This window comes from Variovorax sp. MPBD4-3, assembly GCF_058809745.1.
Genome location: NZ_JBXASW010000015.1, coordinates 21,934 through 34,842 on the forward strand (window position 1 = coordinate 21,934; position 12,909 = coordinate 34,842).

At 67.5% G+C, this 12,909-nt stretch carries 11 protein-coding genes; 4 read left to right on the forward strand and 7 right to left on the reverse strand.

Annotation, left to right across the window (positions count from 1 at the left end):
- Nucleotides 1–7 precede the first annotated feature (7 nt).
- Nucleotides 8–3,748, reverse strand: coding sequence for a trifunctional transcriptional regulator/proline dehydrogenase/L-glutamate gamma-semialdehyde dehydrogenase (gene putA / locus AC1RVW_RS11805; protein ID WP_493200049.1), 3,741 nt, complete (start codon nt 3,746–3,748; stop codon nt 8–10).
- 176 nt (nt 3,749–3,924) lie between these two features.
- Between putA and AC1RVW_RS11810 the strand changes: the two genes are divergently transcribed.
- From AC1RVW_RS11810 to AC1RVW_RS11820, 3 genes are read left to right on the forward strand one after another with little or no spacing between them, the layout of a single operon-like run.
- Nucleotides 3,925–5,001 (forward strand): hypothetical protein, encoded by a 1,077-nt coding sequence (locus tag AC1RVW_RS11810; protein WP_493200051.1) that lies wholly within the window; start codon nt 3,925–3,927, stop codon nt 4,999–5,001.
- Between the two features lie 57 nt (nt 5,002–5,058).
- A complete protein-coding gene (locus tag AC1RVW_RS11815; protein ID WP_493200052.1) occupies nt 5,059–5,655 on the forward strand; it encodes a helix-turn-helix domain-containing protein in 597 nt (198 codons plus the stop codon).
- Between the two features lie 5 nt (nt 5,656–5,660).
- Nucleotides 5,661–6,194, forward strand: a complete 534-nt coding sequence (locus tag AC1RVW_RS11820) for a GNAT family N-acetyltransferase (protein ID WP_493200054.1) — start codon at nt 5,661–5,663, stop codon at nt 6,192–6,194.
- On the opposite strand, the gene AC1RVW_RS11825 is transcribed toward AC1RVW_RS11820, so the two are convergent.
- The gene (locus tag AC1RVW_RS11825; protein ID WP_493200056.1) at nt 6,191–7,324 is read right to left on the reverse strand and encodes an NADH:flavin oxidoreductase/NADH oxidase; all 1,134 of its coding nucleotides are present in this window, start codon (nt 7,322–7,324) and stop codon (nt 6,191–6,193) included. The genes AC1RVW_RS11820 and AC1RVW_RS11825 overlap by 4 nt on opposite strands.
- Nucleotides 7,325–7,704: 380 nt before the next feature.
- On the opposite strand from AC1RVW_RS11825, the gene AC1RVW_RS11830 reads away from it, so the two are divergent.
- Nucleotides 7,705–7,974 (forward strand): hypothetical protein, encoded by a 270-nt coding sequence (locus AC1RVW_RS11830; RefSeq protein WP_493200058.1) that lies wholly within the window; start codon nt 7,705–7,707, stop codon nt 7,972–7,974.
- Nucleotides 7,975–7,999: 25 nt separating this feature from the next.
- Here AC1RVW_RS11830 and AC1RVW_RS11835 read toward each other — a convergent pair whose 3' ends face one another.
- The 5 genes from AC1RVW_RS11835 to AC1RVW_RS11855 all read right to left on the reverse strand — a co-directional run bounded on the left by AC1RVW_RS11835 (nt 8,000) and on the right by AC1RVW_RS11855 (nt 12,833).
- Complete coding sequence (locus AC1RVW_RS11835; RefSeq protein WP_081268433.1) at nt 8,000–8,302, reverse strand: putative quinol monooxygenase; 303 nt, start codon at nt 8,300–8,302, stop codon at nt 8,000–8,002.
- A gap of 583 nt (nt 8,303–8,885) precedes the next feature.
- Nucleotides 8,886–9,545 carry a tRNA-uridine aminocarboxypropyltransferase gene (locus tag AC1RVW_RS11840; protein WP_493200061.1) on the reverse strand — a complete coding sequence of 220 codons (660 nt, stop codon included), beginning with the start codon at nt 9,543–9,545 and terminating at the stop codon, nt 8,886–8,888.
- 217 nt (nt 9,546–9,762) lie between these two features.
- Nucleotides 9,763–11,103 (reverse strand): metal-dependent hydrolase family protein, encoded by a 1,341-nt coding sequence (locus AC1RVW_RS11845; protein WP_106935637.1) that lies wholly within the window; start codon nt 11,101–11,103, stop codon nt 9,763–9,765.
- A 61-nt stretch (nt 11,104–11,164) separates the two neighbouring features.
- Nucleotides 11,165–11,953, reverse strand: coding sequence for an alpha/beta fold hydrolase (locus AC1RVW_RS11850; protein WP_493200063.1), 789 nt, complete (start codon nt 11,951–11,953; stop codon nt 11,165–11,167).
- 10 nt (nt 11,954–11,963) lie between these two features.
- Complete coding sequence (locus AC1RVW_RS11855) at nt 11,964–12,833, reverse strand: fumarylacetoacetate hydrolase family protein (RefSeq protein ID WP_493200065.1); 870 nt, start codon at nt 12,831–12,833, stop codon at nt 11,964–11,966.
- Between the last annotated feature and the right edge of the window lie 76 nt (nt 12,834–12,909).

Sequence of the window (12,909 nt, forward strand, 5' to 3'; positions counted from 1 at the left end):
GGCCGGATCAGCCGATCGTCATCAGGCTTGCGTTGCCGCCCGCTGCCGCGGTGTTGACGCTGAGCGCGCGTTCCACCACCAGGCTTTCGAGCGGAATGTCCGCGTCGCCCGGCGCGAAGGCCCGCACGCCGACGATGGGGCCGGGCCGCGCGGCAATGCGCTGCATCGCGTCGGCCAGGGTGCTGTCGTCGCCGTGGTGCAGCGCGGCGTCGAAGGCCACGGTCGGCGAGCGCCAGTCGCTGGCGATGGCCACGCTCTGCTGCACCTCGGCCGGCAGCGACGCACGCAGGGCCTGCGTGTCGGCATCGGCCGGCCAGATGGCGGTGCTGCCCACCGACAGCACGGCCGACAGTTGCGCCAGCCGGTCGGCCTCGGTGCCGGCCAGGCAGAGCACCGCCTCGCGCGGCACCAGCGTGTAGACGTTTCGCTCGCCGGTCGGGCCGGCCAGCGTGCGTGAATCGCCTGCGCGCGACAGCGATGCGAAGCGCGCGCATTGCGCGGCCAGCGCGTCGCGCCCGGTCTTCCGCGCCCAGCGGGCCAGCGCCGACAGGCCTGCGTTCGGCACCGCCTCGCAAGCGCCTTCGCCACCCATCGCCCGCGCCATCGCATCGTCGGGCCGCTTCGACAGCATGCGCAGCATGTACAGCGGCCCGCCCGCCTTCGGCCCGGTGCCCGACAGCCCTTCGCCGCCGAAGGGCTGCACGCCCACCACCGCGCCCACGATGTTGCGGTTGACGTACACGTTGCCCGCCTTCGCGTGCTGCACGATCTGCGCGATGGTCTCGTCGATGCGCGTGTGCACGCCCAGCGTCAGGCCGTAGCCCGTGCCGTTGATCTGCCCGACCAGCGCGCCAAGGTCGCGCCGGCGGTAGCGCACCAGGTGCAGCACCGGGCCGAACACTTCGCGCTGCAGTTCCGAAATGCTGTCCAGCTCGATCAGCGTGGGCATCACGAAGGTGCCGTGGCGCGTGTCCTGCCCATGCTCGCGGCCCTGGCGGTAGACCTTGTGGCCGCGCGCGCGCATGGCTGCGATGTGGCGCTCGATGCCGTCGCGCGCCTCGGCGTCGATCACCGGACCCACGTCCACGGCCAGCCGCGCGGGATTGCCGATGCAGGCCTCGGCCATCGCGCCTTCGAGCATCTCGACCAGCCGGTCGGCCGCTTCTTCCTGCACGCACAGCACGCGCAGGGCCGAGCAGCGCTGGCCGGCGCTGTCGAAGGCCGAGGCCATCACGTCGGTGACGACCTGCTCCACCAGCGCGGAGGAGTCCACGATCATCGCGTTCTGCCCGCCCGTCTCCGCGATCAGCGGCACCGGCGCGCCGTGGGCACCGAGGCGCTGCGACAGCGTCTTCTGCAGGATGCGCGCGACCTCGGTCGAGCCGGTGAACATCACGCCCTGCACACGCGCGTCGGCGACCAGGCTGGCGCCCACCGTCTCGCCGCGTCCCGGCAGCAGCTGCACCGCGGCGCGCGGCACGCCGGCCTGCCACAGCAGGCGCACCGCCTCGGCGGCGACCAGCGGCGTCTGCTCGGCCGGCTTGGCGAGCACCGGGTTGCCGGCCGCGAGCGCGGCCGCCACCTGGCCGGTGAAGATCGCGAGCGGAAAATTCCACGGGCTGATGCACACTATCGTGCCGAGCGCGCGGTGCGTGTCGTTCGAGAAGTCGCTGCGCGCCTGCGCCGCATAGAAGCGCAGGAAGTCCACCGCCTCGCGCACTTCGGCAATGGCGTTGGCATAGGTCTTCCCGGCCTCGCGCGCCAGCAGCCCGAGCAGGCGCGGCATCTGTTCTTCGAGCAGATCGGCGGCGCGCTCGAGCATGGCGGCACGCTCGGCGGGCGGCGTGGCGGCCCAGGCGCCGGCAGTGCCCGCGGCTTGCGAAACGGCGGATTCGACATCGGCCGGCGTGGCCTCCCGCACCTGCCCGACCACATCGCGATGGTCGGCGGGGTTCAGCACATCGGCCGGTTCGCTTTGCGTGTCGGCGCCCACCGCCAGCATCGGCCCGGCATGCCAGCCCTCATGCGCGGTGGCCTGCAGGCTCTGGCCCAGCAGGCGCAGGCTGTCGTCGTTCGCAAGATCGAGCCCGCGCGAGTTTCGGCGCTGCGTGCGGTACAGCGCCGCAGGCAGCGCGATGGCCGGATGCGGCAGCCCCACCGTGCCTTCCTGCGCGGCCATGTGTTCCACCGTTGCCACCGGGTCTTCCACCAGCGCCTCCAGCGAAATCGTCGGGTCGGCGATGCGGTTCACGAACGAGGTGTTCGCGCCGTTCTCCAGCAGGCGGCGCACCAGGTAGGCCAGCAGCGTTTCGTGCGTGCCCACGGGCGCATAGATGCGGCACGGCCGCCCGAGCGGGCCGACCACCTGCTCGTACAGCGGCTCGCCCATGCCGTGCAGGCACTGGAACTCGTACTGCCCCGGCTCGTAGCGCGACGGATCGGCCATGGTGTAGATGGCGGCCAGCGTGTGCGCGTTGTGCGTGGCGAACTGCGGGTACACCGCCTCCGGCGCGGCGAGCAGCCTGCGCGCGCAGGCGAGGTAAGACACGTCGGTGTAGGCCTTGCGCGTGTAGACCGGGTAGCCGTCGAGCCCGTCGATCTGCGCGCGCTTGATCTCGCTGTCCCAGTAGGCGCCCTTCACCAGCCGCACCATCAGCCGGTGGCGGCTGCGGCGCGCGAGGTCGATCACGTAGTCGATCACGAAGGGGCAGCGCTTCTGGTAGGCCTGGATGACGAAGCCGATGCCGTTCCAGCCCGCGAGCGCCGGCTCGAAGCACAGGCGCTCCAGCAGGTCGAGCGACAGCTCCAGCCGGTCGGCTTCCTCGGCGTCGATGTTCAGGCCGATGTCGTAGCGCTGCGCCAGCAGCGTCAGTTCGCGCAGCACCGGGTACAGCTCCGCCATCACGCGCGCGTGCTGCGCGCGGCTGTAGCGCGGGTGCAGCGCCGACAGCTTGATGGAGATGCCCGGGCCCTCATACACGCCGCGCGCATCCGAGGCCTTGCCGATCGCGTGAATCGCCTCTTCATAGGCGAGCTTGTAGCGCCTGGCATCTTCCATGGTGAGCGCGGCCTCGCCCAGCATGTCGTACGAATAGCGAAAGCCCTGCGCCTCCAGCTCGCGCGCGTTGCCCAGCGCCTGCGCGATGGTTTCTCCGGTGACGAACTGCTCGCCCATCATGCGCATCGCCATGTCCACGCCCTTGCGGATCAGCGGCTCGCCGCCCTTGCCGATCAGGCGCGTGAGCACGGCCGACAGGCCGGTCTCGCTGTGCGTGGCCACCAGCTTGCCGGTCAGCAGCAGGCCCCAGGTGGCGGCGTTGACGAACACCGACGGGCTGCGGCCCGCATGCGTCTGCCACTGGCCGTGGGCGATCTTGTCGCGGATCAGCGCGTTGCGCGTTTCGGCATCGGGAATACGCAGCAGCGCTTCGGCCAGGCACATGAGCGCGACGCCTTCCTGGGACGACAGCGCGTACTCCTGCAGCAGTCCCTGCACGAGGCCGGCACGGCCGCTCGCGTTCTTGCGCGAGCGCAGTTGCCGCGCGATGCGATGCGCCAGCGCATGCGCCTCTTCGGCCTGCGCGCGCGGCAGGCGGGCCTGTTCGAGAAGCGGCGGCAATGCCTCGGGTTCGGCGCGGCGCCAGGCCGCGGTGATCTGCTCGCGCAGCGGCGAAGGGCCGGGTGGCAGGCCATCGGCGAATGCCGCGAACGAGGAGGGCAGGGGGTCGGAGTCGGTTGTGGTGCTCATGGGCGGCTCGTGCTGGAGATATGTTGGATGATCTGCGCCTGATCGCCGAATTTGTGTTCGAAGATTTGTTGTTCGACAGATTAAATCGCTAGGTTCAGAGCGGCTGGCGCAGTCAGGTTCGCAGATGGCGGCAGGCAGAGAATCCGCCATCCATCCTTTTTTGGAATTTCGCGAACATGCCCAGCTGCAGAAGGCTCCTTCTTTTCCTCGCGGCCGCGTGCCTGCCGGTGTGCTGGCCGGCCTATGCGGCGGCAGCCGACTCCTCCGCCTGCACCGCCTCGGCGGCCGCGGAATGCCTGCGCAGCCTCACGCCGGACGGTGCCGCAGGTGCGCTGCATTACTACGCGTCGCTCGATCCCGCAGCCGCGCCGACCAGGGCGCTCGTCGCCATGCACGGCCATTCGCGCGACGCCAACAAGACATTCGAGGCAACGCTGCGCACCGTTCGCAATGCCGGCACGCTGGACGACACGCTGGTGATCGCGCCGCTCTTCCAGGTGCCCGCCGACAAAGCCGCGGCAGGCCGCTGCAACACGCCGGGCCTGCCCGCGCCGCAGCCCGGTGACCTGCTGTGGACCTGCGGCTCCTGGCTCGAAGGCGGCCGTTCGGCATCGGGCAGCCGCATCGGCTCGTTCGCGGTCATGGACGCGCTCGTGGCCGAGCTGGTGCAGCGCTGGCCGGGCCTGCGCACCATCACCATCGCGGGCTTCTCGGCCGGCGGGCAGTTCGTGCAACGCTATGCCGCGTTCGCGCGGACCGGCGGGACTGCGGGCAAGGTCGCCATCCGCTACGTGGTCGCCGACCCGAGTACGTGGCTCTATTTCGACCCGGTGCGCCCTCGGTTCGCACCCGACGGCACGTCGGTCGCGGGATTCGCGGTGCCCGACGCCGCCGCATGCCCCGAAACGAACCGCTGGAAGTACGGCACCGACGACCTGCCCGCGCACCTCGGGCGCGGCGCCGAACAGGCCCGCCGGCAGTACGCGGAAGCCGACATCAGCTACCTCGAAGGCGCGCTCGACAGCAACGATGCCAAGGGCACGGCCTACCGCGTTCTCGACCGCTCCTGCGCGGCGCTCGCGCAAGGCACCTTCCGCCTGCAGCGCGGCCTGGCCTATGCGCAGTACGACCGCGCGGTGCTCGCGCCCGAGAAGCAGCGCCAGGTCGCGGTCGTGCCGGGCTGCGCGCACGACGTGGCCTGCGTCTTTCCTTCGGAAGCCGCGCGTGCCGCATTGATCGGCCCTTCCCGGTGAGGGCGAACTGCCGGTAGGCTTGACGTAGATTCCTTCATGGTGGATATTTCATCCAATATGAAGGAAATTGAAGAAGGCTCATCCGGTCTGAACGACCGCATCGCGCAGCGCGTGCGCGACCTGCGCGCGCAGCGCGGCCTTTCGCTCGACGCGCTGGCCACGCACTGCGGCGTGAGCCGTTCCATGATCTCGCTGATCGAGCGCGGCGAAAGCAGTCCCACCGCCGTGCTGCTCGAAAAACTCGCGACCGGTCTGGGCGTGTCGCTGGCCTCATTGTTCGAGGCGCCGGCGCCCGCCGCCGATCCGGTGTCGCGGCTGGCCGGCCAGCTGCAGTGGCGCGACCCGCACTCCGGCTACGTGCGGCGCAACGTGTCGCCCAGCGGCTTCGCTTCGCCCATACAGATCGTCGAGGTGCTGTTCCCGCCCAAGGCCCGCGTGGCCTACGAAAGCTCGGCGCGCGAGCCGCTCATCCACCAGCAGGTGTGGGTGCTCGACGGCGTCATCGAACTCACGCTGGGCGAAGACAGCCACCGGCTTTCCACCGGCGACTGCCTGGCGATGGTGCTGGACCGCCCCATGAGCTACTACAACCCCTCGCGCGAGACCACGCGCTACGCCGTGGTGATCGCGACCCTGCCTTTTTCCTGGAAATGAGCGACATGACCAACCTCGAAGCGCCCCGCATCCGTCTTCTTTCGGCGGTGGATGATGGCCAGCTGCAGGCGCTGGCCGACCTGCTGATCGACTGCGTCGAGGGCGGTGCGTCGGTCAGCTTCATGCATCCGCTCACGCCCGAGCGCGCACAGGCTTTCTGGCGCAACGTGGCCGCGGGCGTGGCCGCCGGCGAGCGCGACTTGCTGGTGGCCGAAGACGCCGAAGGCATCGTCGGCACCGTGCAGGTGGTGCTGGCGCAGCCCGAGAACCAGCCGCACCGCGGCGAGGTTTCCAAGATGCTGGTGCACCGCAGGGCGCGGCGCCGGGGCATCGGCGAACTGCTGATGCGCGCTGCCGAGCAGCAGGCGCGCGAGCGCGGCAAGACGCTGCTGGTGCTCGACACCTCCAGTCCCGAGGCCGAGCGGCTCTACGCCCGCACGGGTTGGACGCGGGTGGGCAGCGTTCCCGGCTTCGCGCTGCTGCCGCGGGGCGAGCCGTGCGCCACCACCTTTTTCTATCTGGACCTGGCCGGGGCCTAGCGCGCGCCGAACGCCGCGTTCTCGAACAGGTCCTTGAACTCGCGCGGCTGCGAGCGCCAGTACTGGTGCGGCGCCTTCACCTGCGCGCCCAGCTCGGCCGCCGCGTGCCACGGCCAGCGCGGGTCGTACAGCATCGCGCGGGCCAGCGACACCGCGTCGGCCTGCCCGTCGGCAATGATTGCCTCGGCATGGGCCGGCTCGGTGATGAGCCCAACGGCGATGGTCGGCAGCCCGACCTCGGCCTTGATGCGTTGCGCGAACGGCACCTGGTAGCCCGCGCCCAGCGTGATGGCCTGCTGAGGCGACACGCCGCCGCTCGATACATGGATGGCCGCGCAGCCGCGCGCCTTCAGTGCTTGCGAGAACGCGACCGTGCCGTCGAGGTCCCAGCCGCCCGGCACCCAGTCGCTGGCCGACACGCGCACCCACACCGGCCGCTCGGCCGGGAAGGCTTCGCGCACCGCGTCGAACACTTCGAGCGGAAAGCGCATGCGGTTCTCCAGGCTGCCGCCGTATTCGTCGTCGCGGTGGTTGGCGATGGGCGACAGGAACTGGTGCAGCAGATAGCCGTGCGCCGCGTGGATCTCGATGCCGTCGATGCCCAGCCGCGCCGCGCGCCGTGCCGCCGCCACGAAGGCATCGCGCACGCGCCGCAGGCCGGCGGCGTCGAGGGCGATGGGCGGGTCTTCGGTGGGCGAATGCGGAACGGGCGAGGGCGCATATGCCTTCCATCCGTCGGGCTCGCCGGGGCGGATCTGCTTGCCGCCTTCCCAGGGCGCGCGGCTCGACGCCTTGCGCCCCGCGTGCCCCAACTGCATGGCGATCTTGATGGGCGAAAAAGCGCGCGTGGCATGCAGCACCCGCGCCAGGCCTTCTTCATTGGCATCGGAATAAAGGCCAAGGTCGCCGGGGGAGATGCGCCCTTCGGCCTCCACGGCCGTCGCCTCGATGATCAGCAGCCCCGCACCGGACAGCGCCAGGTGGCCGAGGTGAATAAGGTGCCAGTCGCCCGGCGTGCCCTCCGTGGCGGAGTACTGGCACATGGGCGCGATGATGATGCGGTTGTCTATCTCAAGCTGGCCGAGCTTCAGGGGCTCGAACAGGCGGGGCGGGAATGTTGGTTGACTCATGATGACGGTGCGGCTCCAGAGGAGCGGCAATTCTGCGGCGCGGGCGCGATTCGCATGCCGGCCGGCGCAGAAGCCTTGCGGCTCGATGCGGTATCGAATGCGTGTGTGTCGGATGCCTTCAGGGCGTGCTCACGCCGACGGGGTGCCTTGCTCCGCGAATGTCCCCCGCCCTTCGGGCTCCTCCTTTATTTCGCTGCGCAAGGCACCCCATCGGCACACCCAACACCGAAATGTTCGAAGGCTGCTTGCCTCGCGGCAGGTCGTCGGTGCGAAAGCAGCGATGCGGATGCGAGGTATCAAAAGGCGACGGCCGGGGTGTAGCAAGCACCCCGACCGTCTAACCAAGTTCGTGCAACCACCTTGGAAGGAACCGCACAAAAATGGCTACCAAGACTATAGCCCGGCCAACTACGCCGGTAGCTTCCGAAGACAACGCCCAGGACCCGGCGGATCTTCTCGAAAACACCCTCTCGCAACTCGAAGCCCTGCTGTGGGCCTGCCATGGCGAAGGCATCGACTGGCACAACGGCGAAGGGCCTCGGCAACTGGACAACCTGCTCTGGCTTGCGGCTGATATGGCTCGCAAGGCGGGGGAACTGTTTCAGGTGAGCGAGACGGCGCGACGCGGAGCGCCCGAGCCCGGCGGCTAGCGGCTGGCGCGCTCTGATGGGTTGCCTAGCCGGGTAGCTTTGCCGCAAGCACGTCGACACTTTGAATGGATGGCGGCTCGGAGAACAACTCCCCCGCCTGTGCCATCAAAGCCGCCGCAACCTTGCCCGACAGATGCGCTTGGCGGCCTGCGTCATCCGGAAAGGCATCGAAGATTCCGAAGGTCGACGGCCCAAGGCGAATGCCGAACCAGGCGGTAGTGGCTGGCTCTTCCATGACGAGAGGAAGACCCCCCTTGAGAAAACTCTCGACCTCTTTCTCTTTACCGGGCTTCGCTTCCAGGCGAACGAACAACGCGACTGTGACCATGACATGCTTCCTTTCTTTCAAAGAATGCGACCGGTCCTGGTCGCATAGGGAAGCGCAGTCTGCGCCATTTCAATGTCCATGTTGCCGACTATTTTTGGTTCATCGGCGCTCGCCGTTCGTAAAAAGCTCCGCGGCGCACCCGCGCATATCCATCTGCAACTCGTTCCAGCGTTCGAACCCCCAACGCCACAGCCGCACTCACCGTGCGCAGGACGCCGGGTGCTCCCCGCAGCGAATGTCCTCCGCCCCTCCTTTATTTCGCTGCGCAGGCCACCTCATCGGCGTGAGCGTTCGGTGCTGCTGTGGAAGGTATGCCACGGCGAAGGCATCGACTGGCACAACGGTGAAGCGGCTCGGCACTGGGCAATCTGCTCTGGCTTGCGGCTGATATGGCTCGCAAGGCGGGAGAGCTGTTTCAGGTGAGCGAGAAGGCGCGACGCGGAGCGCCCGAGCCCGGCTGACAGCGGTCGATCTGCGGGCCGCAGATTTGGGTGCGACAGCTGAAGCTTCCGTGATGGAGGAAATTCGGCTTGATTGAGGTGGCTTGTGGGTCCGCGGCCCAACCGGACATTCAGTTGGTCACTTAGATGAACCCCGTAACCTTTGGAGGGCGGGACTTGCCGGTTTGCGCGTCTCGCTGCCCGCCAGCTTGCTCCAAGTACTCGGCAAACCCGTCGAAGGCATTCAACAAGGGCTGGAACCGCTCCGCGTCTCCTTCCAGTTGGCTCAAGGCGTAGCAGGTCGCCTCCAGCGTGGACAGTTGGTCGGGTCCATGAGCTTTGCGGATACGGTAGTGCGAAGGCGGCAGGTTGCGCAGGGCCAAGCGGGGCAACTGTTGCAGTGGCGGGCTTTGGTAGAGCATTTTTCGGCTTTTGCGCCAGGTGCCGTCCAGCACGACCAGACGCAGGCGCGACTGGGCTTGTAGCCACTCGGGCGGTAGCCGGGGTGAGCCCCGCAAGTCCGGGGCGGTATCTTGCAGACTGTCCGGGTACAGCAGCAGCGTGTGCTTGTCGTCCACCGGCCAGACCGGCACGGCGAATGCCTCACCCACCACCAGGCGGCAGTGCGCCAAGCTGAGATGCAGCAGGCGGGCACTGCCTTTGGCCTGGTGTACCTCCAGCGGGTGCTGCAGCACCAGTACCTCCACAGCATTGGCGGTGGGCGCGACCCAGCGGCAAATGCAGCCGCTCAGCGGACGCAGGCAAGCGGTGCACTTGGGGCGTGGGGCTAGAGCGGCGGACATGGCTGGAGTTTATTCAGCGTGCCTAGCTAGACAGTGCATGGAGGGAGATGTCTTTTGGCTTTGGCGGGACCGGCAGCTTTGGACAATGTGGGAAGACCGCGGTGGGGCCATTGCGGAAGTGCGCAGCGCTCGAAAGCTGCCGTTCGCGCCTCGAATTTTGACGGCCCCGAAGCGATGGCTCCGCGTTTGGCAAAGCCATCGTTGGTAAGGACTGCTTTCAGTGCATCTCCGCCAATGCCTCCTTGACCCCCTGTTCCCGCAGCGGTGTATCGCCGCCTTCCAAGTGCAGAGCGGCATCCGAAGGTACGGGCGTCGCACAATCCTTGTGAATCACGCCGTCTTTCATCACGAGCTGCACCTTGGCCGGATCGGTGAGCAACGAAAGATCTTGCAGCGGATCGCCGTCGACCAGCACGATGTCCGCCAGGAAGCCCGCCTTCAACTGCCCCAGCTCGTCGGGCCGGAGCATGATCTGGCCGCCCAGCCGTGTAGCCGCCATCAGCGCTTCCTTCGGCGTCATGCCGATGTAGTCGACGAAATATTGCAGGTCGTTGGCGTTGGTGCCGTGCGGCATCCAGGCAAAGCCGTAGTCACCGCCGGGCAGGATGCGGATGCCGCGCTTGTGCATTTCGCGCAGTGAAGCCGATGCCACCTCCAGCTCGCGCTTGTAGCCCATCTGCGTCGCCACGGCTTCGGTGATACCGTATTCGGCCGCGTTGTAAGTCGTGCGAATGAGCCAGCCTATGCCGGGCGCCACGAAATGCCGGTCTTTTGCCTCTTCGAGCATGTCAAGTGCTTCGGCATCTGCGAAGCTGGCGTGATAGACCATCTCGATGCCGTGGCGCACGCACTGCTTGACCGACTCGCTCGAGCGCGCGTGCGCAGCCATGCGTTTGCCGTAGCGCTTGGCCTCTAGCGCGAGCATGGCCACCTCGTCTTCCGCGAAAGGTGACATCTCGGCGGGCAGGCCAGCAATGTACTCGCCGGACAGATTGATTTTCAGGTGATCGACACCGTACTTGATGAAGGTGCGCGCCGACTTGCGGATCTCTTCGGGGCCGCTGCACACGCTGCCGAAGCTGAGTTCTTCGAACTTCATGTGTGGCAGCGTGTTGTCGCCCAACGCGCCGATGGTGGTGATCTCCTGGCTGCCGGCCAAGTAGCGCGGGCCTGGGAACTCGCCTGCTTCAATGGCATTGCGCAGCACCACGTCCAGGCGCGGCTTGGCTGCGGCTGCGCCAATCGCCGAGGTCCAGCCCATGTCCAGGTAGCGCTTGGCGACGCGCACGCACCAGAGCATGTGTTCTTCGGGCGGCATGAACTGGATGGCCGCGAGCGAGGGTTGGTCATTCCACGAAAAGTGCGTGTGGGCCTCGGTCATGCCAGGCATGAGGAAGCGCCCCTTTCCGTCGATCACGCGCGCGTCATCGGTGCTCACGCGCTTCGGAAAGCGAGCGACTTCTACGATGCGCTTTCCTTCGACGAGAAGGTCACCGGTATAAGGGTCTTCGCCCGTGCCGTCGAAGATGCGGACATTGGTGAATGCAATACGGGTCATCGTTGTCTCCTCCGGCATGCGGTGCCGGCAATGGGTTGTCGAAATGGAGTCTCGCGACGTCTCAGCGGAGTGCCGCGTAGAAGGCTTCGAGTTCTTGTATGCAGCGCTGCGGCTGCTCGAAAGTCGTCCAGTGACCGCACCCGTCGAGGATGACGAGGCGGCTGCCGGCGATGCGTTCCTGCATGGCGCGGACGTTTGCCGCCGGGGCTACTCCGTCTTGGTCGCCGGTGACCAAGAGCGTCGGCACATCAAGGCGTTCGAGCGCGGCCGACTGCGCATCGGCGAGCGCCGCACAGCTCTGCGCGTAACCCTCGGGCGACTGGCGCATCACGCTCTCACGCACCAGCGCGAGCACCGCCGGTTGCTGCTCCTTCGTTCGCGTGCTCGTCGCGCCCTTCACGATGGCGTCGGCGATCTCCTGCATGGCCGACACACCGCCCCGCGCCGCGTTGGCCCGGGCCGCGATGATGGGGCGCGCGGCATCGGGAGGCGCAGCCAGCGGGCCGAAGAGTGCCAGCGATTTCACTGTACCGGGATCGCGCAGTGCCAAGTGTTGAGCGACGATCGTGCCCATCGAGTGCGCCATCACATGCACCGACCCGATGCCGAGCTCCGCAAGCAGCTGCGACATTGCATCCACGTAGCCCTTGATTGACAAAGCCTTTCCGTCAGCCGGCAGTGGCGATCTCGCGCTGCCTGGCAGGTCGGGCCTGATACGGCGAAAACCGCCAAGCGCCGGCAACAGTGGGGTCCAGTTGTTCGATGAGCCGCCGAGTCCGTGGATGCACAGCAGCGCCTCGCCTTCACCGTCGATCTCGACAGTCAGGCCGTTCAGAACATGAGTCGTCATGCGCAGCCTTTCAGACGAACTTGTTTTCGATGGCGCCGAGCCGGTCGATCTCGACTCGCACCACGTCACCTGCACGCAGGTAGTGCGGCGGGCTCATGCCCATGCCCACGCCTGCCGGTGTGCCGGTCGCGATCACGTCACCGGGGTAGAGCGTGATGCCGCGCGAGATGGTCTCGATCAGCGTCGGGATGTCGAAGATCATGTTCTCGGTCGGCCCGTCCTGGCGCAGCTCGCCGTTGACCCAGCAGCGCACCCGCGTCTTCGTGCCGTCGAACTCGTCGGCCGTGACGATCCATGGGCCCATAGGGCAGAAGGTGTCGAAGGACTTTCCCATGTCCCACTGCGCGTGGCGCATCTGCACATCGCGCGCGGTCACGTCGTTGACGACTGTGTAGCCGAAAACGTGCGCCATCGCAGCTGCGCGCGTGATGTTCTTGCCGCCCTTGCCGACGATGACGGCCAGTTCGGCTTCGTAGTCGATCTGCGTCGACACCTCGGAAGGCACGAGCACGTCGTCGTGCGGGCCGACAACGCACTCGGGCACCTTGGTGAAGACGATGGGCCATTCGTCGGTCCTGGCCGCGTTGTCCTTGAACACCGAAGCAGACAGTTCTTTGGCGTGCGCATGGTAGTTGCGCCCCACGCACCAGAGGTTGCGTCGCGGCTTGGGCAGTGGCGCATCAAGCACCACGTCGCCCAGGTTGACTGCGGGACCGGCTGGCTCCGGAAGCGGGCCGCCCTCGGCCAGGGTTTCGATCAGCGTCAGCACGCCGGTGTCCGCCTGGGCCTGTGTGAGCTTCAGCGGGGTGACGGTCGTGCCGTCGGCGGAAACGAGGCCGACCTTGCGGTGTCCCTCGCTCGTGAAAGTGGCGATTCGCATGAGGTTTGCTCCTGTGTTTTTGCGATGCGCCAACTTTAAAAATTGTGGCCCAGGAGCGCTTATCGACCGGTCCGGC